This is a genomic window from Flavobacterium sp. KMS (genome assembly GCF_000813005.1).
GTDB lineage: Bacteria > Bacteroidota > Bacteroidia > Flavobacteriales > Flavobacteriaceae > Flavobacterium.
Window position 1 is genome coordinate 178836 of record NZ_JSYP01000001.1, and the last position, 25618, is coordinate 204453.

The 25618-nt window shown below is 33.3% G+C and carries 25 protein-coding genes; 11 read left to right on the plus strand and 14 right to left on the minus strand.

Features of this window, described 5'->3' with window-relative positions; genetic code table 11:
- Positions 1–19: 19 nt before the first annotated feature.
- The 4 genes from OA93_RS00710 to nudK all read left to right on the plus strand — a co-directional run bounded on the left by OA93_RS00710 (position 20) and on the right by nudK (position 4807).
- Positions 20–2242 (plus strand): RelA/SpoT family protein, encoded by a 2223-nt coding sequence (locus OA93_RS00710; RefSeq protein WP_039111166.1) that lies wholly within the window; start codon positions 20–22, stop codon positions 2240–2242.
- 92 nt (positions 2243–2334) lie between these two features.
- Positions 2335–2790 (plus strand): transcriptional repressor, encoded by a 456-nt coding sequence (locus OA93_RS00715; RefSeq protein ID WP_035618963.1) that lies wholly within the window; start codon positions 2335–2337, stop codon positions 2788–2790.
- A gap of 106 nt (positions 2791–2896) precedes the next feature.
- Positions 2897–4168 (plus strand): adenylosuccinate synthase, encoded by a 1272-nt coding sequence (locus tag OA93_RS00720; RefSeq protein ID WP_039111167.1) that lies wholly within the window; start codon positions 2897–2899, stop codon positions 4166–4168.
- 57 nt (positions 4169–4225) lie between these two features.
- Positions 4226–4807, plus strand: coding sequence for a GDP-mannose pyrophosphatase NudK (gene nudK / locus OA93_RS00725; RefSeq protein ID WP_039111168.1), 582 nt, complete (start codon positions 4226–4228; stop codon positions 4805–4807).
- Between the two features lie 10 nt (positions 4808–4817).
- On the opposite strand, the gene OA93_RS00730 is transcribed toward nudK, so the two are convergent.
- Genes OA93_RS00730 through OA93_RS00765 form a run of 8 tightly spaced genes read right to left on the minus strand, consistent with a single transcriptional unit; the run spans position 4818 to position 13718 of the window.
- Complete coding sequence (locus OA93_RS00730; RefSeq protein ID WP_052259328.1) at positions 4818–5537, minus strand: sulfite exporter TauE/SafE family protein; 720 nt, start codon at positions 5535–5537, stop codon at positions 4818–4820.
- A 5-nt stretch (positions 5538–5542) separates the two neighbouring features.
- A complete protein-coding gene (gene hypD, locus OA93_RS00735; RefSeq protein WP_039111169.1) occupies positions 5543–6619 on the minus strand; it encodes a hydrogenase formation protein HypD in 1077 nt (358 codons plus the stop codon).
- 1 nt (position 6620) lies between these two features.
- On the minus strand, positions 6621–7247 hold the full coding sequence (locus OA93_RS00740; RefSeq protein WP_052250167.1) for an FKBP-type peptidyl-prolyl cis-trans isomerase: 627 nt from the start codon (positions 7245–7247) through the stop codon (positions 6621–6623).
- A gap of 3 nt (positions 7248–7250) precedes the next feature.
- A complete protein-coding gene (hypF, locus tag OA93_RS00745) occupies positions 7251–9524 on the minus strand; it encodes a carbamoyltransferase HypF (protein WP_082001745.1) in 2274 nt (757 codons plus the stop codon).
- 3 nt (positions 9525–9527) lie between these two features.
- Positions 9528–10043, minus strand: coding sequence for a HyaD/HybD family hydrogenase maturation endopeptidase (locus tag OA93_RS00750; protein ID WP_240474642.1), 516 nt, complete (start codon positions 10041–10043; stop codon positions 9528–9530).
- A gap of 8 nt (positions 10044–10051) precedes the next feature.
- Positions 10052–10819: a Ni/Fe-hydrogenase, b-type cytochrome subunit gene (gene cybH / locus OA93_RS00755; RefSeq protein ID WP_039111170.1), complete on the minus strand. Its 768-nt coding sequence runs from the start codon at positions 10817–10819 to the stop codon at positions 10052–10054.
- Positions 10820–10834: 15 nt separating this feature from the next.
- Positions 10835–12571: a nickel-dependent hydrogenase large subunit gene (locus tag OA93_RS00760; protein WP_039111171.1), complete on the minus strand. Its 1737-nt coding sequence runs from the start codon at positions 12569–12571 to the stop codon at positions 10835–10837.
- A 19-nt stretch (positions 12572–12590) separates the two neighbouring features.
- Positions 12591–13718 (minus strand): hydrogenase small subunit, encoded by a 1128-nt coding sequence (locus OA93_RS00765; protein WP_039111172.1) that lies wholly within the window; start codon positions 13716–13718, stop codon positions 12591–12593.
- A 196-nt stretch (positions 13719–13914) separates the two neighbouring features.
- On the opposite strand from OA93_RS00765, the gene OA93_RS00770 reads away from it, so the two are divergent.
- From OA93_RS00770 to OA93_RS00790, 5 genes are all read left to right on the plus strand, one after another.
- Positions 13915–14256 (plus strand): hydrogenase maturation nickel metallochaperone HypA, encoded by a 342-nt coding sequence (locus tag OA93_RS00770; RefSeq protein ID WP_039111173.1) that lies wholly within the window; start codon positions 13915–13917, stop codon positions 14254–14256.
- A 6-nt stretch (positions 14257–14262) separates the two neighbouring features.
- Positions 14263–15129: a hydrogenase nickel incorporation protein HypB gene (gene hypB, locus OA93_RS00775; RefSeq protein ID WP_039111174.1), complete on the plus strand. Its 867-nt coding sequence runs from the start codon at positions 14263–14265 to the stop codon at positions 15127–15129.
- A 4-nt stretch (positions 15130–15133) separates the two neighbouring features.
- The gene (locus OA93_RS00780) at positions 15134–15370 is read left to right on the plus strand and encodes a HypC/HybG/HupF family hydrogenase formation chaperone (RefSeq protein WP_039111175.1); all 237 of its coding nucleotides are present in this window, start codon (positions 15134–15136) and stop codon (positions 15368–15370) included.
- A 9-nt stretch (positions 15371–15379) separates the two neighbouring features.
- Positions 15380–16396, plus strand: coding sequence for a hydrogenase expression/formation protein HypE (gene hypE, locus OA93_RS00785; RefSeq protein WP_039111176.1), 1017 nt, complete (start codon positions 15380–15382; stop codon positions 16394–16396).
- Positions 16397–16575: 179 nt separating this feature from the next.
- Entirely contained in the window at positions 16576–17772 is a 1197-nt protein-coding gene (locus OA93_RS00790) for a hypothetical protein (protein ID WP_039111177.1), read from the plus strand.
- Positions 17773–17834: 62 nt separating this feature from the next.
- On the opposite strand, the gene guaB is transcribed toward OA93_RS00790, so the two are convergent.
- The 5 genes from guaB to OA93_RS00815 form a co-directional block, all read right to left on the minus strand.
- On the minus strand, positions 17835–19307 hold the full coding sequence (gene guaB, locus OA93_RS00795; RefSeq protein WP_039111178.1) for an IMP dehydrogenase: 1473 nt from the start codon (positions 19305–19307) through the stop codon (positions 17835–17837).
- Positions 19308–19552: 245 nt separating this feature from the next.
- Entirely contained in the window at positions 19553–20953 is a 1401-nt protein-coding gene (locus tag OA93_RS00800) for a DUF5723 family protein (RefSeq protein ID WP_039111179.1), read from the minus strand.
- Positions 20950–21501, minus strand: coding sequence for a hypothetical protein (locus OA93_RS00805; RefSeq protein WP_039111180.1), 552 nt, complete (start codon positions 21499–21501; stop codon positions 20950–20952). The genes OA93_RS00800 and OA93_RS00805 overlap by 4 nt, the downstream gene beginning before the upstream one ends.
- A gap of 94 nt (positions 21502–21595) precedes the next feature.
- On the minus strand, positions 21596–21928 hold the full coding sequence (locus tag OA93_RS00810) for a hypothetical protein (RefSeq protein WP_039111181.1): 333 nt from the start codon (positions 21926–21928) through the stop codon (positions 21596–21598).
- Between the two features lie 21 nt (positions 21929–21949).
- Positions 21950–22816, minus strand: a complete 867-nt coding sequence (locus OA93_RS00815) for a hydroxymethylglutaryl-CoA lyase (protein WP_039111182.1) — start codon at positions 22814–22816, stop codon at positions 21950–21952.
- Positions 22817–23175: 359 nt separating this feature from the next.
- Between OA93_RS00815 and OA93_RS00820 the strand changes: the two genes are divergently transcribed.
- Entirely contained in the window at positions 23176–23787 is a 612-nt protein-coding gene (locus tag OA93_RS00820) for a hypothetical protein (protein ID WP_039111183.1), read from the plus strand.
- Complete coding sequence (locus OA93_RS00825) at positions 23784–24497, plus strand: DUF3307 domain-containing protein (protein ID WP_039111184.1); 714 nt, start codon at positions 23784–23786, stop codon at positions 24495–24497. The genes OA93_RS00820 and OA93_RS00825 overlap by 4 nt, the downstream gene beginning before the upstream one ends.
- On the opposite strand, the gene OA93_RS00830 is transcribed toward OA93_RS00825, so the two are convergent.
- Complete coding sequence (locus tag OA93_RS00830) at positions 24483–25502, minus strand: quinone-dependent dihydroorotate dehydrogenase (protein ID WP_039111185.1); 1020 nt, start codon at positions 25500–25502, stop codon at positions 24483–24485. The genes OA93_RS00825 and OA93_RS00830 overlap by 15 nt on opposite strands.
- Between the last annotated feature and the right edge of the window lie 116 nt (positions 25503–25618).

A 25618-nucleotide genomic window follows, 5' to 3' on the forward strand; every position in this document is an offset into this window, starting at 1 on the left:
AATTGAACCAGGCGAATATATGATAGAGATAGATATTGAAAAAGAGAATAAAGCAATTGCACAGGAATACAAAGAATTACTTCGAATTAGTTATCAGACTTTAAGTCCTACAGATAAAAAACTAATCCGAAAGGCTTTTGATGTTGCTGTTGATGCTCATAAAGAACAACGACGAAAATCAGGTGAGGCGTATATCTTTCATCCTATTGCTGTTGCAAAAATTGTAGCTTCCGAAATTGGTTTGGGAGCCACCTCGATTGCTGCTGCCTTATTGCATGATGTTGTCGAAGATACTCCACTGACTGTTCAGGACATTGAGCGCTTGTTTAATCCCAAAGTAGCACAACTTGTAGAGGGATTAACTAAAATTTCGATGGTTCAAAGAGATTTAAATGCATCAATGCAAGCGGAAAACTTCCGTAAAATGATCCTTACCTTAAATGATGATGTTCGTGTTATTTTGATAAAATTAGCCGACCGTTTGCATAATATGCAAACTATGGATTCGATGGCTGAATACAAACAAACCAAAATCGCATCCGAAACATTATACATTTATGCTCCCCTTGCCCACCGATTGGGATTATACAACATTAAAACTAAACTTGAAGATTTAGGATTAAAATATACCGAACCAGAAGTTTACAATGATATTGTAAGTAAAATTCGCGAAACCAAAGAAGAACAAGATGCTTACATCAAAGACATTTCTGATGTTCTTAAAAAATCTATGGATGAAGAAGGAATTGATTATATTATAAAAGGTCGTCCGAAATCTATTTATTCTATTCGAAGAAAAATGCGTGCGCAAAACGTAAGCTTCGACGAAGTTTATGATAAGTTTGCACTTCGAATTGTATATAAATCGAATCCCCATGACGAGAAATTTCTTGCCTGGAAAATATATTCTATCGTAACAGACCATTACAGACCAAGCCCGAGCCGATTACGCGACTGGATTTCATCGCCAAAATCTACTGGATATGAAGCTTTGCACATAACAGTAATGGGACCAAAAGGTCGCTGGGTCGAAGTACAGGTTCGAAGCGAACGTATGGATGAAATTGCCGAAAAAGGATACGCAGCACATTACAAATATAAAAACGGAGCTACAGAAGAAAGTGGTCTGGATGTTTGGCTAAACTTACTTCGTGAAGCTTTAGAAAATTCTGAAACCAATGCGGTAGATTTTGTCGAGGATTTTAAAATGAATTTATATTCAAAAGAAATCTTTGTATTTACTCCAAAAGGAGAAATTAAATCATTGCCAAAAGGCGCAACCTCATTAGATTTTGCTTTTAGTATTCACTCCGAAATAGGAATAAAAACTCGTGGAACTCGTGTTAACGGACGATTAGTTCCTCTTAACTACGAATTAAAAAGTGGTGATCAGGTAGAAGTTATCACTTCTCAAAACCAAAAACCAACCGTCAACTGGCTGGATTATGTTACTACATCCCGAGCTAAAAATAAAATTAAAAACGTTTTAAACGAAAACACCAAAAAGATTGCCGAAGAAGGGAAAGAATTACTTACTCGCAAACTTAAACACTTAAAAATCACGATTAGCGAACAAGTTATAAACGAGTTGGTTAACTTCTTTAAACTCAAAACGAGTTTAGATTTATTTTACAGAGTTGGTGTTGGTGCAATCGAAAATCAGCAATTAAAAGATTATGCTGCCCAAAAAGGTAACACGTTTATTAATTTCTTCAAAAACAAAATAAAACGTAATAACAGCAATACAGCTGATACCGATATTCATAAGCCTGAAATCAGCAGTAATTATGATATGTTGGTTTTTGGAACTGAGCACGATAAACTAGATTATAAATTATCTCCATGTTGTAACCCAATTCCAGGAGATGATGTTTTTGGATTTGTAACGATAAACGAAGGGATAAAAGTTCATAAGAAAGACTGTCCTAATGCCATCGGAATGCAATCCAACTATGCGTATCGTATAATGACTGCTAAATGGATTGATTCATCTCAAGAAGAATTTAAAGCTATTATCAATATTACAGGAATGGATGTTTTAGGACTTACAAACCAATTAACAAAAGTGATTTCTAACAACATGAACGTGAACATTCAGAGCATCTCTTTGAGTACCGATGCCGGGATTTTTCATGGTCAGATTGCAGTAATTGTACGAAATAATTCTATACTCAAGAAAATGATTAATAATATCAAAAAAATTGATGGTGTAGATAAAGTAACCAGAGAATATAGAACATAAGTGTCTGAATTTTCACGATTAAACATTTGAACGTGAAACTTTAAACAGGAAACTTTTATTCATTTAAAAATAATAAATTATCTTTGCAGGATATGACACTCATTTCAACTGACAACAACAAAAATCAAGAAATTGTAAAAAATGTTTTTACATTATATCTTGAACAAAAAGGGCATCGTAAAACACCTGAGCGCTACGCTATACTTCAGGAAATATACGATAGTGAAGAACATTTTGATATTGAAAACTTGTATATCAAAATGAAAAACAAAAATTATCGTGTAAGTAGAGCCACTTTATATAATACAATCGAATTATTATTAGATTGTGCTTTGGTTCGTAAACATCAATTTGGGCAAAATCAAGCCTACTACGAAAAATCGTATTTTGACAAGCAACACGATCATATCATTATGACTGATTCTGGTGAGGTAATCGAATTTTGCGACCCTAGAATTCAGACCATAAAAAAAACAATCGAAGAAATATTTGATATCGAAATCACGAATCATTCCTTATATTTTTACGGAAACAAAAAACAGAAATAGACAATCGCTAAAAAAGATTGTTCTCGAAAATATTTAAATAAAAATAGATAACAAATTAATCTGAGCAGGCGGTAAAAACTGCCTCGACATTAAAATTAAAAACAGAATGACCGTAGATTTATTACTAGGATTACAATGGGGAGATGAAGGTAAAGGGAAAATTGTAGACGTTCTTACCTCTAATTATGACATTATTGCTCGTTTTCAAGGTGGACCAAATGCAGGACATACTTTAGAATTCGACGGAATAAAACACGTTTTAAGAACAATTCCATCAGGGATTTTTCATAAAAAGTCTATTAACATTATTGGTAATGGAGTTGTAATTGACCCAGTGGTTTTCCAAAAAGAAATTGAAGGTCTAGAGAAATTTAATTTAGACATCAAAAGCAAATTAATTATATCTAGAAAAGCACACTTAATTTTGCCAACACACCGTTTACTTGATGCAGCTTCTGAAGCATCAAAAGGAAAAGCAAAAATTGGTTCTACATTAAAAGGAATTGGTCCAACTTACATGGACAAAACTGGTAGAAACGGTTTACGTGTTGGTGATATCGAATTAGAAGATTTTAAAGAGCGTTACAGAGCATTGGCAGACAAGCATGAAGCTATGATTGCTTTTTATGATGTTGCTATTCAATACAACTTAGCAGAACTTGAAAAAGAATTCTTTGAAGCTATCGAAGAACTAAAAAAATTAGATTTTATTGATAGTGAAGAATATATGTACCAAGCTCAAAAAGCTGGTAAATCTATTTTATGCGAAGGTGCTCAGGGATCTTTACTTGATGTAGATTTTGGAACATATCCATTTGTTACCTCATCTAATACTACTGCTGCAGGAGCTTGTACTGGTTTAGGTATTGCGCCAAACAAAATTAAAGAAGTTTACGGTATTTTTAAAGCATACGTTACTCGTGTAGGTAGCGGTCCTTTCCCAACTGAACTTTTTGACGAAGTTGGAGCTACAATGGCAAAAATCGGAAACGAATTTGGATCTGTTACAGGAAGACAAAGACGTTGTGGATGGTTAGACTTAGTAGCTTTAAAATATGCTGTTCAAGTAAATGGTGTTACACAATTAATGATGATGAAAGGTGACGTACTTTCTGGATTCGAAACTTTAAAAGTGTGTACTGAATACAACTACAAAGGACAAAACATTTCTCATTTCCCTTATAATATTGAGCCAGAAAATGTAACTCCTGTTTACAAAGAGTTTAAAGGATGGCAAGCTGATTTAACTGGAATGACAACTTATGATCAATTACCAATTGAATTAAAAGAATATATCGAGTTTATCGAGAAAGAAGTCGAAGTGCCTATCAAGATTGTTTCTGTAGGTCCAGACAGAAAACAAACGATACTTAAATAAAAACATTAAACGCTCTGAAATCCAGGGCGTTTTTTTTGCCAAAAAAATATTTCACACATGAGCAATCCTAAAATAAATATAACTGAGACTAAATTATTATCTGATAATTGGTATGTATTAAACAAAGTAACGTTTGATTATCAAAAGAATAACGGAAAGCAGGAAATCCATTCTCGAGAAGTATATGACAGAGGGAATGGCGCAGCAATATTACTTTATAATTCTGAAAAGAAAACTGTAGTCCTTACAAGACAGTTTCGCATGCCAACTTATCTTAACGGAAATGAATCTGGAATGATGATTGAGGTTTGTGCTGGACTTTTAGACAAAGACAATCCTAAAGAATGTATCATCCGTGAAACGGAAGAAGAAACCGGATATCGATTAAAGAATGTAGATAAAGTAATCGAAACCTATATGTCACCAGGATCGGTAACCGAAATTCTATATTTGTTTACAGGAGAATATGACGAAAGCATGAAAGTTAGTGAAGGCGGAGGACTGGATATCGAAAATGAAAATATCGAAGTACTAGAAATGACTTTTGACGAAGCTTATAATATGATTGCAACTGGAGAAATAAAAGATGCCAAAACAATTTTATTATTGCAACACGCCAAGATAAAAGGATTAATTTAATATTTGCTCCTTATGCAAAAAAGTTTTCATACACTACTTTAAATCCATAAGCAATACAAAGCAGCGAGGAAATTATAATTAATACATATTGTAGTTTTTGAGATTTGAGTACATTTTTAGCAAAAGGAATACTGAACAATCCAGAGGCTAAAAACATCCCGAAAATTGAACCCAATCCAAAAACTAAGATATACATTAATCCTTCTAAAACCGTTTTCATCTGAGAGATTACTAATACGACCAAAGCGCCACTACCCGCCAATCCGTGAATTAATCCTACACCAAATGCTGCCCGATATCCCTTAGATTCATCTGGATGTTCATGCTCAAACAAATCTATGGGATGAGAATGGGTATATGTATGAGAATGCAAATGGGTGTGAGTAACGCCATTACTATGGGTATGTTCATGTGAATGCGTGTAGGTATGAGTATGGGTATTTTTTTTAAATAACTTAAACAAACGAAAAACACCTAGTATAATCAACATTAAACCAACAGTTCCTTCAAGATAACTAAAAACACTCTCCTTTATAATTACCTTAAAACCAATCATAACAACACCTATCACAAAAATGGTAAGGGTATGTCCTATTCCCCAATACATCCCATCTTTGGCAGCTTTCTTTATATTTTTTCTATTAGTTACTAAACTATTAACAGCCAATAAATGATCCATTTCAAGAGCATGTTCTAATCCGGCATAAAGTGTTATTATTATTCCAATCATAACAACTACAAATAATTATAATATGCAGCACAAGCCCCTTCGGAAGAAACCATTGGTGCTCCTAATGGATTAGACGGTTTGCATTTTTTCCCAAATTCGGGGCATTGGTTTGGTTTTTTAGTTCCTCTTAAAATTTCTCCTGCAATACAATTTTGGTCAGTCTTTTTATTACTACTGTTAATCGAAAATCGAGAATTAGCATCATATTTTCTATAGTTTTCTCTCATCACCAATCCACTATTTTCGATTACGCCAATACTTCTCCACTCTTGATCTCCAATTGTAAAAACAGTGTCTACAACCTCTTTAGCTTTTACATTCCCTTCTTCTTTTACTAGTCGGGTATATTGATTCTCAACTTCAAATTTTCCTTCTTCTAATTGTAGTACAGCATGATAAATAGCCCGAAGCAAATCGGCAGGTTCAAATCCAGAAATTACAATCGGAATTTTATATTTTGCAGAAATGGGATAATATTCTTCCAGCCCTACTATTGTACATACATGTCCGGCTCCCAAAAAAGCATCAATAGTACAAAACTCATCAGATAAAATAGTCTCCATAGCAGGCGGAACAAGTACATGCGAGACTAATAAACTAAAATTGTCCAAGTCTAATTTTTGAGCATGAATTACTGCTAAAGCAATACTTGGAGCTGTCGTTTCAAATCCTACTGCAAAAAATACAATTTCTCTATCAGGGTTTTGCGCAGCTATATTTACCGCCTCCAATGGGGAATATAGAATACGTAAATCTCCCCCTTCTGCCTTAGCTTGCAACAGACTTTGAGAAGAACCTGGTACTCGGGTCATATCCCCAAATGAACACAAAATTACATCTTGCTTCATCAATTCTATTGCCTTATCTATTAAAGAAATTGGAGTTACACATACAGGGCAACCAGGCCCATGAATCATTCTTATGTTTGAAGGCAATAAATCCAACAAACCGTTTTTTACTAATGAATGCGTTTGTCCACCACAAATTTCCATTATATTCCAAGGCTTTGTGGTTATTTTATGCAATTCGGTAATATACTGTTTTACCAATTCAGGATTTCTATACTCTGAGAGATACTTCATATCAAACAATATTTAAAAGTTCAATTATAAAAACTAAAGTTGAATTGGGCTGAATCATCGGAGGTGCTCCAATTTCGGCGTATGCCAAATGATGTGGGATATAAACTTTCCAGCGAGAGCCTTCTGGCATTAATTGCAATGCTTCTTGCCAACCCTGTATAGTCTGCAATAATTTAATTTTCTGCGCACCAGTTTCTTTAGTCGAATCAAAAACATTTTTATTCAGCAAATAGCCTTCATAAATAACATTTACAGTATCTGTTCTTTTAGGAATACTTCCATTTCCTTCAACTAAAACTTCGTATTGCAATCCACTTGAAAGCGAAATTATTCCTGCTTTTTTAGAATTTTTATCCAAAAATTCTTTTCCAATTTCTGCATTCGTAATCTTCAATTCTTCTTGTAAAAGTGCTACATAATTATTAAAGATCTCGATAGATCGTTTAGGAGAAATCTTTGAGCTTGCTTTTCCAAATACAGATTGCATTCCGTCTACAAAATCTTCGTATTTTATTTCGTCAAAACCTATATCTTTTAGACTTAATGCCATCACCACTCCCGCAGAATAAGAGATTTTATCTTTCTCTTCTGTTTTACCAACATGCCCTAATAATTCTAAAATATCCATGATTTATTTTTTTATATGTAAATAGTAATTGAGTTGTCCAAATGAAATATTTTCGTCATTGGGAGAAACTATTTTATGAAAATGAAGTTTATATTTTGGTTTTAAATGATCAACAATCAAATCTATAAGTACTGAGTTTTGGAAAACTCCTCCGCTAAATGCTAATTCTTTTGCTTTTGAAAATTTTGCAACTTTTTCAATACATTTCACCAAAGTATAATGAAAATTAAGAGCGATAATTTCTATATCAACATTCTTTTTACGAGCTGTAATAATTTGCAATAAAATTCTTCTTACAGGAACCAGGTTGGTAATTATCTCATTTTTTAAATAATCTTCTAATTCTAAAACAGGTTTATTATATCCTCTTTGAGCCAAATTTTCAAGATATAAACCTGCTTCCCCTTCAAATGATATATTATCCGGAAAACCTAAAGTAAAGGCAACAGCATCGAATAATCTCCCCATAGAGGATGTTTTTATTTTTGCGAGCCCTATCTCATTTTTATAAATTTTCAATTCATTTTCATCAAAAAAATTTCGAAAAAAAGTATTATTTCCACTTATAGAAAATGCAGCAATTTTTGGATTTTTTGACATTTTATCTCCCATAATCCATGGATAATATTCTAAATGACCAACTCTTTTAATCTTATTAGCATTGTAACGTAGAAACTCTCCTCCATAAATTTCATTTTCATTTCCAAAACCCATTCCATCCCAAATAACACCTAAAACATTGTTTCTTTCCCATAGCTTTTTCTCTCCTAAAATTGCTGCAAAATGAGCTTCATGATGTTGAACTTTCAGAATTTCTTTTTGATTTTTTGTATCTGTAAAATCACTAATAATTTGACTATTATGATAATTTGGATGTTTATCACAAATAATAACCTCTGGCAAGAAATCAAAAATTTGCAGATACTTTTTTATTTTTTTATCAAATCGATCATAAGCATCATAATTACTTAAATCTCCATTATATTCACTAACATAACATTGATTGTTAGGACTAATTGTAATAGTATTTTTCAAATCTCCGCCTAAGCAAAGTATTTTTTGATTGGTATCATTACAAAAATCTGTTTTAAAATTTGGAGCAAAACCTCTGGATCGTCTCAAGATTATTTTTACTTTGTTCTTTTCCGAAAATTTAATTACACTATCATCTTGAGGATGTTCTATCTCTAAATTATGATGGAGAAAAAAATCTGTAATAGGTTTTAAAATAGTCGTAGCCTCTTTTTCGTTTGTACAAATTGGTGCCCCGTGAAAATTACCACTAGTAGCTATTAAAGGAGCATTAAAAACAAATGAAATTAATTGTAAAATGCCTGAATTAGGAAGCAGCGCTCCAATTGTTCTCATTTCTGGAGCAATTTCACCTACTGCCAGATTGCTTTGATCTTTTAAATTTAAAATAACAATAGGTGCTTCAACAGATTTTAATTGTTTCTCTTCTATTTTATTACAATTCAAATTAGCAACAACCTGACTGAAATTTGGAAATAAAACTGCAAAAGGTTTTTTTAAACGTCTTTTCCGACTTCTGAGTTCCATTATAGCTTCTGAGTTCCTAGCATCGCATAGTAATAAATATCCCGAAATATTTTTTACAGCTATAATTTTCCCTTTTTTTAATTCATCTGAAATACGTTTGAAAATTTGCAAATTTGTACCTATAATTTTCTGATTTTCTTTATCAGTAAAAGAAAGTTGAGCCCCGCAATCGGGACATGAACTTGTTTGCGAATGAAAACGAATATCTTTGGGATTACGATATTCTTCAGAACATGCTTGGCACATTCGGAATTCATTCATGCTCGTATTTTCTCTTTCAAAAGGGAATTTCCTGGTGATAGCGTAACGAGGACCACATTGTGTACAAGTAGTAAAAGGGTAAAAATAACGTTTGTTCTCAGAATCTATAACCTCATCTTTACAACTTTCGCAAATTGCAAAATCTGGTGTTAAAGGTAAATTTGCCGAAATATTTTCTGCTGTTGGTTTTATATAAAAAATTTCAAATTTTTCTTTTGTAGTAAATTCTGAAATCTTAATCGCTGTTATTTTAGCATTCTTAGGATATTTTTTTTTAATCGTTTTGTGAAATTCAAATACTCTTTCGGGCTCTCCACTTGCTATTATAATCACCCCCAATTCATTATTTGAAACATAACCAGTCAGTCCAAATTCAGTAGCTAAATTATAAACAAAAGGGCGGAAACCAACACCTTGCACACGTCCAGAAATGATTATTTGAAAAGAATGATTCAAGGTTTAGTTTTTATTAAAATTTTCAATTAATTGAATAATTTTTTCTGTTACTTCTTTTATCGCACCATCGACTTTTGGAGAAAGCTCCATAAGCATTGGTTCCATTTTAGAAATCGTAATTGTGTACAAATAAATTTCGGGCATCGTATCAAGCATAGTCAAAATTTCGACCATGTCCTTTAATCCAAAATTATGACCACTTAAAGAAATCGGAAAATCATTAGAAAATCTGGGTGTTAAGAGTGTAATAGTCCCTTCTTCTTTTCCATCCATTGTTGCATCTACAATAATTACTTTTTTATGGTTCTCAATGCAGGGAATTAATGTAAATCCTCCTGTTCCTCCATCAATAAAAGAGATATTTTCGGGAAAATCGGTCTTCTCAATCCTGTTAATAAAATGTACTCCAACACCCTCATCCCCCATTAAATAATTACCAATACCAAGTACTAAAATTTCATTTCCATTAGAATGAAACTCATCATATTTATATGGCATATTGACTTTTTCTGTAATCATCTTTACTGTTATATTTTTTTATTTTCTTCTTGATTTCCAGTATTTATCACAACTTCTTTTACATCGTCGGCAATTTCATCTTTTCTAACCCTTTCGGTTCGTACAAATTTATATCCACTTACCATAGCCGATGTCTCACCTAATCCTTCCAACCAATCATGAAAGAATACTAAATAAACATGAACGATTGCAAACAAGATAAAAGTCCAGGTAGTAATATGATGAATAGTCCTAACATTAAAATCTCCTCCTAACAAGTTTACTACCCAACCAAACATCTTTGGTAAAAACCAGGTCGATGTGGGAGCATACATTGCAAACCCTGTCGCTATCATAACAAGTCCCATAAAAAACATAACCAAATAAGAAGCTGCAGCGACACTATTATGTCCTACAGCTCCTGTAGGGGAATTATTTGTTTCTTCATTTTGCAAAAAAATATCGTATTTAATAACGTGCCACATCCTTTTAAATCCTTCTTTCTTAAAAGGAAGAAATACACGCCAATTAGCATATTTATTCCCTTTGAAAGCAAAATAAACCCTCAAAATCATCACTGCTACCAATAGATAGGCACATATAAAATGGATTTCACGAACGTAGCCAAACCAAAATTGTTCTGTAGCTTCTTTGCTGGAGATAATTCCGGGCGGATTTGCAATAATAAATCCTGTTGCGACTAATCCTGTAATAGCCCAAGCATTTACCCAATGAAAAATACGCACGGGTAATTGCCATATATAAGCTCTTTTATAATCGTTGGTTTTTGTTGGCATGCTTTACAATTTAAATTAAGAATTACAAATTGTGATATCGTTTACTTCTTTAATAATGTCTCCATTTTCATCGTATAAATGAACTGCACAAGCGATACAAGGATCAAATGAATGTATCGTTCTAATGATTTCTAATGGTAATTCTGGATTTGCAACTGGTGTATTTAGCAAACTACTTTCGTAAGGAGATCGTTGCCCTTTTGGATCTCTGGGAGAAGCGTTCCATGTCGATGGAACTACTTGTTGATAATTAGCCACTTTTGCATCTTTTATAACAATCCAATGGCTCAAAGCGCCTCGTGGTGCTTCGACAATACCTACTCCTTTAGCCTCTTTTGGCCAGGTAGACGTTTCCCATTTTTCTGTATTTGCGATATTGGTATCTCCTTTTTTAATATTCTCAATTAAAGTATCAAAAAATTCCAGATTCCAGTTTGCCACTAATTTTGATTCTAAAGCTCTGGCGGCAGTTCTTCCTAAAGTCGAGAATAGTGCTGCGGCTGGAACTTGCAATTTTGATAATGTAGAATCAATAGTTTCTTTAAATTCTTCTCTTCCGGACGCATATCCAACTAACATTCTAGCAAGCGGACCTACTTCCATCGCATGACCTTTCCATCTTGGTGTTTTTATAAAACTGTATTTTTCATCAACATTCAAATGTGTATAAGGTGGTTTAGGACCTGTGTAATTTATTTTCGTTTCTCCGCTCCACGGTTGTCTTCCTAAATTACCATCTCCTTCATAATCATACCAGGAATTATTTACATACTCTTCTACTGTTTTTAAATCTCTTAAATCTAAGTCATGAAGTTTAGATAAATCTTTATTCAAAATAACTCCCGACGGGAATTTAAAATTAATATCGTTTGTATTATTATGCCCCTGCATTGGGAATTCTCTAGAAGACATAAAATTATGAAACCCTCCAATAGCCCCCCAGTCTTTATAGTATCCTGCAATGGCAAGAACATCTGGAACATATACTTGTTCTACAAATTGTTTTCCTTCTTCTAAAAGTTGTCTTACGTGGGCAAGTCTTTCTGCATTTAGTCCACTTGCATCATCAAGGTTAATAGAGCAAGCCATTCCGCCAACTAAAAAATTGGGGTGTGGATTTTTACCACCAAAAATAGCATGCACTTTCACAATTTCTTTTTGCCACTCTAAGGCTTCCAAATAATGTGCAGTTGCCATTAAATTAACTTCGGGTGGTAGTTTCATTTGTGGATGTCCCCAATAACCATTAGCAAAAATTCCTAATTGACCACTCTCTACAAATTTTTTCAGTCTTTTTTGTAAATCCGAAAAATAACCTGGTGAACTTTTTGGCCAATTTGAAATAGATTGTGCTATTTGAGAAGTTTTTACAGGATCTGCGTTCAAGCCACTTATTACATCTACCCAATCAAATGCGTGGAGATGATAAAAATGAACTACATGATCATGTAAGTATAAAGCTCCTAGCATAATATTACGAACCATTTCTGCATTTGGAGGAACTACAATTCCAAGTGCATCTTCAACAGCCCGTATTGATGCGGTAGCATGGGAAGCTGTACAAACCCCACAAGTACGTTGTACAAAAGCCCAAACGTCTTTTGGATTCCTGTCTTTTACAATGTTTTCAAGACCTCTAACCATAGTTGAAGATAAAAAGGCTTCTTGTATAGTTCCATCCGAAATTTCTACTTCGGCTCTAAGATGTCCTTCTATTCTAGTAATTGGGTCTACCACTATTCTCTCTGCCATTCTTTATTTTTTTTATAGATTATAAATCGTCTAAGTGTTTTTCGTTTTCAGTTGCCTGATTAATTCTTTGATTTAGCTCTTTTCGTTTTGATACATTAGAAAGGATGGCATGAACCCCAATACCTGCAGCAACTCCCCCAAGGGCAATTTTACCTATTGTATCGGCATTTGCTTCTATATCTCCCGCTGATACAGAGGAGTCTCTCGAATAAAAACTTCCTGCGTCCCAGAAATCTTTGGCACTACAGCCTAAACAGCCATGCCCGGATTGAATTGGGTAGCTTACTCCTCCATTCCATTTCATATTACCGCAAGCATTGTAGGTACTAGGTCCTTTACAACCAACTTTGTATAAGCAATATCCTTTTTTTGCATTCTCATCATCAAAATTTTCGACAAATAATCCTGCATCAAAATAAGGTCGGCGATAACAACTATCATGAACTCTTTTAGAATAAAATGCTTTTGGTCTACCTGCATTATCTAGTTCTGGCAATTTCCCAAAGGCAACAATATGTACAATAATACCAGCCATTACCTCTCCTATAGGAGGGCATCCCGGAACATTGATAATTGGTTTATCGGTAATGATTTTATTTATAGGTACTGCTCCTGTAGGATTCGGTTTTGCTGCTTGTACACAACCAGATGTTGCACAACTTCCCCAAGCAATTATCGCTTTTGCCCCTGCAGCAGATTCTTTTAGTATATCAACAGCGCTACGGCCTCCTATACAACAATAATTTCCGTCGGCACCAAGAGGTATAGAACCTTCAACACAAAGAATGTATTCTCCTTTGTATTTATTCATTGTTGCTTGTTTAGCTGCTTCGGCTTGATGCCCAGAAGCGGCCATTAGCGTTAGCGTGTAATCTAATGATATTTTGTCTAAAATAATATCGGCAACAATAGGATGATCCGAACGAATAAACGACTCACTACAACAGGTACACTCCTGAAAATGTTCCCAAATAACGGGTAATCTGGGTGTCCTTTCTAATGCTTTTGTGATCTGTCCTATTGCAGAACTTTCTACACCCATATATGCTCCTATATATGCTACAAATTTTAAAAAATCTCTCCTACTATAACCTTGTCTTTCGATACTATTATAATAGGTCTCATTCTTTTTGACTTTATCCTCCATCCTTAAGTTAGTTTTTAAAACACTTCATGGTCTATTTGATTTAGAATACTCAACATTGCAGACCAATACTTTCATTAAATATCAATACTTCAAATTTTATTTTATTTTTCCTACAATTTTATGATAATTATCATGTTCTGAAAGGTTTAATAAACTTAAATTGATCCCTAAATTTTGTCCTAAAAGCAAATTCAATATGCATGAACTTTCTATTGTCTCCTCTATTGTAAAAACTGCTCATCAAGAAGTAGAGAAAATAAAAGGAAAAAAGGTCTTAGAAATTTATCTCGAAATAGGAAAATTATCTGGCGTCGAGATGGATTCTTTTCATTTCGTATGGCCATTGTGCACTAATAACAGTGTGCTGGATGGTTCCAAATTATTTGTTGAAGAACCTGTCGGGAGGGCAAAATGCGCAGAATGTAATCACACCTTTATTATCAAAAAAATATTTGATTCCTGCCCCAATTGCAACAGTCCTTTTAAAGAAATTTTAGAAGGGAAAGAACTAAAAATTAAAAAATTAATTATAAAATAGAAAATTATGTGTACCACCTGCGGATGTAGCTCTGATGAGAATGAAATAAGATATACTAAAATGGGCGAAAAACAGAATCATTCTAGCAATAGTAATTTTCATCATCACCATCATGATAATGAACTACAACATGATCATGAACATGACCACGAACATACTCATGACCATAATCATAGCCACAGCCATCATAGTCATAGTCATAGTCATGATCATAGTCACGAGATAAGTGTGATACAATTAGAAAAAGATATTTTACATAAAAACCAATTAACTGCCGAGAGAAACAGAGGTTTCTTTGAAGCTTTAAATATTTTCTCAATCAACCTGGTGAGTTCTCCCGGATCAGGAAAAACATCATTACTGGAGCGAACAATTACTGATTTAAAAAGTAAAATAACTTTTTCAGTTATCGAAGGGGATCAACAAACCACAAATGATGCTGACAGGATTCACAAACTTAATGTTCCTGTAATTCAAATAAATACTGGAAAAGGATGTCATCTTGATAGCGAAATGATCTCGAGAGCTGTTAAAGAATTGAAACCTAAACAAGATTCGATTATGATGATTGAAAATGTTGGAAATCTAGTTTGTCCAGCGATGTTTGATTTAGGAGAATCTAAACGTATTGTAATTATATCTGTGACCGAAGGTGAGGACAAACCCTTAAAATATCCTGATATGTTTTATGGTTCGCAAATATGCATTATCAATAAAATAGATTTATTACCATATTTAAAATTTGATTTAGAGAAATTAAAAGAATATGCCAGAAAAGTAAATCCTCAATTAGAATTCTTTGAAGTTTCGGCCACATCTGGAGAAGGGTTAGAAGCATGGTATACCTATTTAACCCAATCAATAAACCAATAATAGTATGTGTTTAGCAGTCCCTGGTCAACTTAAAAAAGTAACAATGCAACTCGATGAAACTTTTAGAATTGGAAACGTTTCATTTGAAGGAATTATTAAAGAAGTCAATCTAACGCTTGTTCCCGAAGCAAAAGAAGGCGATTATGTTTTAGTACATGTTGGTGCTGCTATAGGTATTATAGACGAAGAAGAAGCCAAACGTACTATGGCAGTTTTAAAGGAAATGGGGGAAGAAATTTAAATTCTAAAAATGAATAATTCTAAAAATTCAGAAGCAATTTATCTACATCACGGAAGCGGTGGAGAACACATGACGCAATTATTAAATGATGTTATTTTAAAGATTTTAAAAAACGATATTTTAGATGTTCGACATGATGGCGCCTTTATAAATTTACATGGACATTTTGCCTTTTCTACTGATAGTTATGTTATTTCTCCCATTTTCTTTAAAGGAGGAAACATTGGAGAGCTTGCTGTAAACGGAACCGTAAATGACCTCTCTATGTGTGGAGCAATTCCTAAATATCTCTCTTTATCATTAATAATTGAAGAAGGTTTTAGTTTAGACGAATTTACCCAGATTATTAAATCTATAAAATCGGCTGCCGACAAAGCTGGCGTTTTTATTGTTACCGGAGACACTAAAGTAGTTGAAAGAGGAAAAGGAGATAAAATTTACATTAATACTTCTGGAGTTGGAATTGTACATGAAAAAGCAGATATAAAAATTGGAAATATTCTCAAAAACGATGCTATACTTATAAATGGTCCTATAGCATCACACGGAATGGCAATCATGTCGGAACGAGAAGGTCTTCAGTTTGACAGTGATATATTGAGTGACACCACAAACTTAAACGAAATTACACTTGAATTAATAGAAAAATATGGTGCTAAAATTCATTTTCTAAGAGATGCAACACGTGGAGGTCTAGCATCGGTATTACACGAAATTGTAACTGAATGCCATTTTGGAGTGAATCTTTATGATGAAAATATAAAAGTAGAAAATCAAGTAAATAGTGCCTGTGAATTACTGGGTTTAGATCCCTTGTATGTTGCCAATGAAGGCATATTTGTGTGTATTGTTGATGCTGAAATTAAAGACGGAGCTTTAGCAATTTTACAAAAAACGGACCCTTATGCTTCTTGCATAGGTTTTATAACCGAGGATCATCCTTTAAAAATTATCACCGAGAGTGCATTTGGCGGTAAAAGAGTTTTATCTCCATTAATTGGGGAACAATTACCTCGAATTTGTTGATTGGTTAAATTAATATAATACTCATCTTGTAAATTATTTATTAAGATAAAAAACTAAATTTACTATTTTAAAATATGATACGATAATGATATACTTATCTTAAGTAGAATCATTTATACCGTAAGAATATCTTAATATTACAATCAAATAGTAATTTTAGTTTAAATCAGTAAATCTTAATGAAACAAAAAACAACTATCTTCTTATTCCTTATATGTTCAGCTGCTAACTTATTTTCACAACCAAAAAAAGAGACTTATCATTTTAAAGAAGATATAAATACATCTATTGAAAAAGATACTGTCGCATGGAAATATCAATCAGGAGCTGTTTCTTACTCTATGAGTGGCTACTATCAGGAAGCTCTAGAAGCTTGGGATAAAAACGGAGCTACAATACCAAAAATAACAAAAGAGGATAGTTTATATTTTAAATCGTTTAAACCAAAAAATGCAAAAGAATATATTATAAATCGTTCTAAAAGTGAGCAAGTTGTCATAATAAATGAAGCTCACAATAATTCAAGACATAGAGTATTTACCACTTCTTTATTGCAAGAACTTTATAATAATGGCTATTGTTATTTAGGCATAGAAGCGCTTTCGGATAGCTTAATAAATACAACTAAATTTGCTATAGAAAAAACTGGATTTTACACCAAAGAATCACAATTTGCCAACCTAATACACGAAGCGATAAAAATTGGTTTTACATTATTTAATTACGAATACACTTCTGAAAAAAGAATAACAGGAAAAGAAAGAGAAATAGAACAAGCTTTAAACATTTCTAAAATAATAAAAGCAAATCCAAACGCTAAGTTTCTAATTTACTGTGGATATGATCATTTAATAGAAGGTGTTCCCAGAATTAAATCTTGGGAAAAAGCAATGGCTGGAAGATTAACCGAAATGACTGGGATAAACCCCTTTACTATTGATCAAATTTCAAGTTCAGAGAGAGGACAATTAAAGCTTAACAATCCTTACATCCAAATGGTTAATCTGGATTATCCTGTGATTATGATTAATGACAATGGTGAAACATTTAACGGAAAAATCAACAACGATACAAAAATTGACTGCTCCATAATACATCCTATTACCAAATATAATAATGGCAGACCGAATTGGTTAACTTTATCCGGAGAAAGAAAAACATATAAAATTCCAAATTCTATAATAACCGAATATCCGGCATTAGTTTTAGCATATAGAAATAATGAATTTGAACAAAACGGGATTCCCGCTGATATAATCGAAATTTCAGATAAAAACCAGATAGGAAATCTAATCTTGAGCAAAGGAGATTATAAAATAACAATTAAGAATAGACAATACAATATAGTAAAAGAGTATTTACACCAAGTTAAATAAAAGAATAAAAGGCATAAGATTTTAGTTTCTTATGCCTTTTGTTTTATATAGAAATCTCTTGATTATCTTGAGTAATTTGGAGCTTCTTTGGTAATTGTAACGTTATGAGGATGACTCTCTGTGATTCCGCTAGAAGTGATTCTAACAAAACGTCCTGACTCTTGTAATGTCGGAATATCTTTTGAACCGCAATATCCCATTCCTGCACGAAGTCCTCCGATAAACTGAAGCATACTTTCGTTTAATTCTCCTTTGTAAGGAACACGACCTACAATTCCTTCTGGAACTAATTTCTTAACATCGTCTTCAACATCTTGAAAATATCGATCTTTTGATCCCGTTTGCATAGCTTCAACAGAACCCATTCCGCGGTAAGATTTGAATTTTCTTCCTTCGAAGATAATCGTTTCACCTGGAGATTCTTTTGTTCCTGCTAGTAATGAACCTAACATTACACAATCGGCTCCTGCAGCAATAGCCTTAGGAATATCTCCTGTATAACGTATTCCACCATCGGCAATTACTGGTACGCCAGATCCTTTTATTGCTGCAGCAACTTCTAATACTGCCGAGAATTGAGGAAATCCAACACCAGCAACGATACGTGTTGTACAGATTGAACCTGGTCCAATACCTACTTTTACACCATCGGCACCATTTTCTACTAAATATTTAGCAGCTTCTGGAGTTGCAATGTTTCCAACAATTACATCTATTTGTGGGAATTTTGATTTTACTTCTTTTAAGGTATTTACAACACCTTCTGTATGTCCGTGAGCGGTATCAATGATAATGGCATCTACTCCTGCAGCAACTAATGCTTCTGCTCTTTGAACTGCATCACCAGTAACTCCAATTGCGGCAGCTACTCTTAAACGACCAAAAACATCTTTATTAGCAATTGGTTTTTGGGTAAGTTTAGTAATATCTCTAAAAGTGATTAATCCAACTAGTTCATAGTTTGCATTAACAACTGGTAATTTTTCTATTTTATGACCTTGTAAAACTACTTCGGCTTGCTCTAATGAAGTTCCTTCGGCTACAGTTACCAAGTTTTGACTTGTCATAACTTCAACAATTGGTCTTGTTCCATTTTTTTCGAAACGTAAGTCACGGTTGGTAACAATTCCTTTAAGGATTCTGTTTTCGTCAACGATTGGGATTCCACCAATTCCGAATTCTTTCATTGCCATTTTAGCATCTGCAATTGTAGAACTTAATGGTAATGTAACTGGATCGATAATCATTCCTGACTCAGCACGCTTTACTTTACGTACTTTGGCAGCTTGTTGCTCGATGGTCATGTTTTTATGCAAAACACCAATTCCACCTTCTTGCGCCATAGCAATTGCCATTGAACTTTCGGTAACGGTATCCATAGCAGCAGATACGATTGGAACGTTCAGTGTAATGTTTCGAGAAAATTTTGATTGGATACTCACTTCGCGAGGAAGCACATTCGAGTAGTTAGGTACTAATAATACATCGTCGTAAGTTAAACCTTCGCCGATAATCTTGGAGTTGTGTGCTATCATGGTGCAATTTCTAGTTGAATTGCGTGCAAATATAGTGAATAAATTGAAAACTTTTACATTATACTATTCAGAAATTTTTAGTCCCGACGCTTCGGGATAAATTCCTATAGTTAATCTCTATTAAAAAAAGCTCCTGAAATCTACCTCGTTCCTAGCCCGGATAGCAGCGGAAATCCTTTATTGTTTTCCTTTAAAACAATAAAGATTATAGCGAATAGCCGGATTAGCTTCTTATAAAAAATAACTTAATAGTATTCAGAATTTTCTTTAAAAATAAAATTAAGTCCAAATTGAAACGTAGCACTATTGGCTTTTGTGATATCCTTGTATTCCAGAATATTATCGACCATGGCGTATAAATTGAACTTACCCAGATTTGTTGAAAGTCCAAATCCTATGTTTTTTGAAGAAAAAGAATCTATGGTGTAAGTTGCTTTTACTTGAAGATTTTCAAAAAGAGTACGTCTATAAAAAGCCGTCAAAGCTACCAATGGTGTTCTTGGTGTAGACATTGCAAATAATTGCGCTCCTACCCCATTAAGATATTCAGTTTCTCCTTTTGACACACAATTACATTCTTCGTCGGATCTGGATTCACCGAAAGAATACTGAAATGATGCATTAAATTTTACTGGTCGCCAAGTAGTGTATTTACCATAAACTGTGTCACGCGGAATTGCTGCTTCGAACTCATCGAATACATTTTCTGGTTTTTCGGGATTGGTAAAATTAGGATTTACTCCTTCATATTGATAATACCCCTTATAAGTAATCGTTTCGACATCTTTGCTGTGGCGAATAAAACCAACATCGATTACACTTGCTGTGAGCTGAATATTTTTTTTAGGATAATAGGTTATTCCTGCATCAAAACCAAGTCCTAAATTTCCACCCAAAAAAGTGTTTTTTGCAATATCCGAAGCTACGCTTCCATTATAATCATCTTTACGAAATTCGGCAATTCCAGAGGTTTTTAATTCTAAATTAGAAGATATAATTTGATTATACATTGTTGTATTAGAGTTTCCTGTATAAATATATCCCGAATTCTTGGTAGTGGTCGCATTTAATCCGCTAGAATACAACTTTGCTCTACCTCCTAAAACTAATTTATCACTTACTTTTTTATGATATCCTACATGAAAAACAGAAATTACTTCGGCCTTGGCGGTTAACTGACTTAAATCAAACGATTTTCCGATATAATTTTTATTTCCATCTAATGCTAATAATGCCAAATCTTTAGGTACATACATAAAAAAATCGGCTTCTTGATACACTCCAAATGAAACGTAAGCTTTACTTTCTCTGCCTCCAACCTTGAATCCTCCTGAAAACAATTCGACTTGCTGATTAACAGAAACCTTATCATTTTTGGACGCTTTGTTTACTGCATTTCTCAACTTGGTATTAAAGTCGACTCCATTATTTGCAAATAAATCGTAAGCCGAAAAACTGCTTGAACCAAGATTTGCCGAAATACCAGATAACAATGGGACTCCAAAATAATACTTATACGAAATATCTGTTCCTGGATTTACAAGCAACGATTGCGGAATTGAAGAGAAATTATACAACACTTGTTTGTTCTGTGCCAATCCTGAAATAGTCATTGCCAACAAGAAAATTAAATAGATTTTTCTCATTTTATTTCGAAGTAAACAGTTGCTCCCGAACGTAATTTTAATCTTCCTGGGCTATCTGGAGTTAATGGAGTTCCTGGCAACATGGTAATTCCTATTTCTAGTTTAACTGATTTTTTTAATAAATCTAATGTCTCATTTTCAAAAACATCTGTATACTTTACAATATTTGGTGTGTTTGTATAAGCTGGAACATCTATTTCGGTATGATGAACCGCCTGATTATCGACATCAAGAAAAACAAAATTAACTATGTAGGCTCTAGCAATCGTATTATCAATTTCGAAATTGAACTCGGCTTTCTTTAAATTGTCTCTAAAAAAACTATCTCTAAACACATCGAAATCCTGCACGTTAAAAACAACATCTTGTTCTTCTCCATTATCAACAAATGTATTTGCCTTAACATCAAAATAGGTTAAATTGGCAACAAAAACAGGCTCTAATTTAAGATCTTTGGTTTGGTCAAAATCTAAATCACTAGCGCACGAACAAAACAATAACGCAACGATTATGAGCCTGAAAAACATATTATATTGATATAATTTCATTGCAAAATTATTTTAATTTGATGTAATGAGCACAACGATTTTTAATTGTTAGTTATTACTTAGAAATGAGGTGTTTTTTATTTTGTTAGATAAACTATTCTTCCGAATCTTTTCTCGCTATTATACTTGGATTCAAGACTTCTTCAAGATTTCCAATATTTAATAAGTCAGAAATTGTCTTTTCTATGCAGCTTCGGGTTAACTCCTTGACAAATAAATCTGGTGGAATTTGATACAAACCATTAAGATTATTTCCTTCTTTTTTATCTAATTCGACAATAGTTTTCAAAAAATTATAAGTCCAAACATTTAGCCCATAGTTCCTTCCATCTTTCATATAAATATGGATATTACTAAACTCATTATCTATTTCCCAATTATCTGGATCTACTTCTTCAAACTCTAACCAAAGTTCAAAATCTTTCATGAAATTATTTTGAATTATGTATTAATGATATGCTCCAAATAATTTAGACGCTTCATTATAAGCACTTTCAAAACTCATAGCTCTTACATTGGTATCTTGTTTTTGTGCTGTAAAATACGATACCATTTTTTCTGTTGGCATATTCCCTGTTAGTTTATCGGTAGCCATTGGGCATCCTCCAAAACCTTGAATCGCTCCATCAAAACGGCGACAACCTGCAAGGAAAGCAGCATCTATTTTTTCGAACCAAGTATTGGGTGTGGTATGCAAATGTGCGCCAAACTCGATTTGAGGATATTGTGCAATTAAATTCGAAAATAAATACGTAATAATATCTGGAGTTGAACTTCCTACGGTATCAGAAAGCGAGAGTGTTTTCACGCCCATTTTGGATAATCGCTCTGTCCATTCACCAACAATCTCAACATTCCAAGGGTCACCATACGGATTCCCGAATCCCATCGAAAGATAGGTGATCACTTCTTTGTTATTTTTGTCGGCAATTTCTAATATTTCCTGAAGCGTAATTATAGATTCGGCTATAGTTTTATGTGTATTTCTCATTTGGAAATTCTCGGAAATCGAAAATGGAAATCCTAAATACTGAATCTCTTTATGCTCCGAAGCTATTTCTGCTCCTTGTGTATTGGCTATAATTGCTAATAATTTACTGGTAGTTTGAGACAAATCTAGTTGTGCCAAAACCTCAGCAGTATCTTGCATTTGCGGAATTGCTTTTGGAGAAACAAAACTCCCAAAATCAATGGTATCAAAACCTACTCGCAATAAAGACTGGATATAAGAAACTTTATTCTTGGTAGGAATAAATGTTTTGATGCCTTGCATAGCATCTCGCGGACATTCGATAATCTTAATTTCTTTACTCAAAGCAGTTCTGTTTCTGAATGCTAAGTTACTGTCTTTTTTATATAAATAAAAAATATCTTCCTCGTTTATTTTATTACATAAAAAAGTAATAACTACAAATATTACATAAAAACGTAATAATAAACAATATTCCTTATATTTGTAATATTAAAACTCCTATGAGTAAAGTTAATCGATTTGAGCATTTATAATAAATGTGGGCTTCTCCCGTCCCGAAGTTTCGGGATCGGGACGCTCAGCCTGACAAACTTTTATATGTCCACCTGAGCCGAGTCGAAGGGACATTTTATAATAGGTAAACCAAAGAAATGTAGCCAATTGAAACAAAAAAGCTATTTAATTTTTAATTATATTTGAATATGATAAGCGTAATCACAGGGGATATTATAGGTTCCAGACAACTAAAATCCAAAGATTGGATTGAGAATTTAAAAAAACTATTTTCTCAATTCGGCAAAAATCCGAGCGAATGGGAGATTTATCGTGGTGATGAATTCCAGATAGAAATTAAAAATCCTGAAGAAGCTCTATTAGCAACTTTATTGATAAAAGCCTATTTGAGATCTATAAAACTGGATGCCAGAATGAGTATTGGTTTTGGAGACAAGACCTATACAGCAAAGAAAATATCCGAAAGTAACGGAACTGCTTTTGTAAATTCCGGAGAACTTTTTGAAACTTTGAAAAAACAAAAAACAACTTTGGCATTAAAATCCGGAAACCTTGATTTTGATACAAAACTCAATTTAATGTTACGTTTAAGTCTTACTTTTATGGATAACTGGCTGGTTCCTGCTGCTAAATTTATAGTGATTGCAATTCAGAATCCAACATTATCACAGGAAGGAATCGGGATAAAATTAGGTATTAACCAAGCAGCCGTAAGTCGAAGACAGAAACGTGCACAATATGATTTAATGATGGATCTAGACCAATATTTTAGATCACAAATAAAAGAATTTACTTTATGATACTATTTGTAAAATTATTTTTGGCACACCTACTTGGTGACTTTATATTTCAGCCTAATTCGTGGGTTATTGATAAAGAAACCAAAAAACAAAAAAGCATTTACCTATATATACATATAGCCTTGCATGGTATTATAGCCTGGATTCTGGTTGGCGAATTGTCCTTTGGATGGTATGCGCTATTATTAGCAACAACACATGGTTTTATTGATTTTTTAAAACTTCATTTCCAAAAAGATACTACCAAAAGAACTTGGTTTATTGGTGACCAAATTGCACATTTGATAGTTTTGATAGCCATTGCATTTTTATACAGTCAGCAAAGAATATACTTGCATTGGCTTAACAGTCAATTCTGGATTATAGTAACGGGGGTTTTATTTTTAACAAAACCAACTTCTATTTGTATCAGAAACCTGATCTCGATTTGGACTCCCGAAAATAAAAATGGAACCGACGATTCTCTTGCCAATGCAGGAAATTACATTGGCATACTAGAACGTCTATTTGTATTTTGTTTTATAATCACCGGACATTTTGAAGCCATTGGTTTTTTACTGGCAGCAAAATCTATTTTCAGGTTTGGCGATTTGAAAGAAGCCAAAGATCGTAAACTAACAGAATATGTTCTTATAGGAACTCTTTTAAGCTTTGGTATTGCATTACTTACTGGCTTGATCGCTCAAGTTATGTTATTACAAACCTTTTAAAATCTCTTTGTTTATTTCTTTAATCAAAGCTGGACCTTCGTAAATAAAACCTGTGTATAACTGAACCAAACTTGCACCTGCATTTAATTTTTCGATAGCATCTTGTGCAGTATGAATTCCTCCTACTCCTATAATAGGAAATGCTTTGTTGCTTTTTTCAGAAAGAAAACGAATTACTTCGGTTGATCTTTGGGTTAACGGTTTACCCGACAAACCTCCCATTTCTTCTTTATTTATCGATTGTAACCCATCTCTGGAAATAGTAGTATTGGTTGCGATTACACCTGCAATTTGGGTCGTTTTTATAATATCGATAATATCCAATAATTGCTCATCGGTTAAATCTGGAGCTATTTTTAATAATATCGGTTTTGGTTTTGCATGCGTTAGATTTTTATTTTGTAACGTTTGCAATAATTGCGTCAATGGTTCTTTATCTTGTAACGCTCTTAAGTTTGGCGTGTTTGGAGAACTTACATTCACCACAAAATAATCTACATGATTAAATAAGGCATCAAAACAAATGATATAATCATCGACTGCATTTTCATTTGGAGTAATTTTGTTTTTCCCAATGTTTCCACCAATTAAAACTCCTTTATTTTGCTTCAAGCGTTCTACAGCTTCGATAACACCACCATTATTAAATCCCATACGGTTAATAATTGCCTGATCTTCTTTTAAACGAAATAATCTCTTTTTAGGATTTCCTTCTTGTCCTACTGGTGTTACAGTTCCTATTTCTATAAATCCGAAACCAAAATCTGAAAGTTCTTTATATAGTTTAGCATCTTTATCAAATCCTGCTGCAAGACCAACCGGATTACTGAATTTTATCCCGAAAACTTCTCGCTCTAATCGAGGGTCATTTTCTTTATAAATTGCTTTTATAATCGATGAAACTCCTGGTATTTTTGAAATAAATCTAACAAATGAAAAAGTAAAATAATGGACTTCTTCTGGATCAAACCTAAAAAGTATCGGACGAATAAGCAATTTGTACATAAGTGTGTTGTTGTTTTTGTGGGTGCAAATTTAGCTATTATATGCTAAAATGCACCCAATTTATATAAAAAAACAACTTCTTAATTTGATCTGTTCTAACTTTTTATTGTATTTTT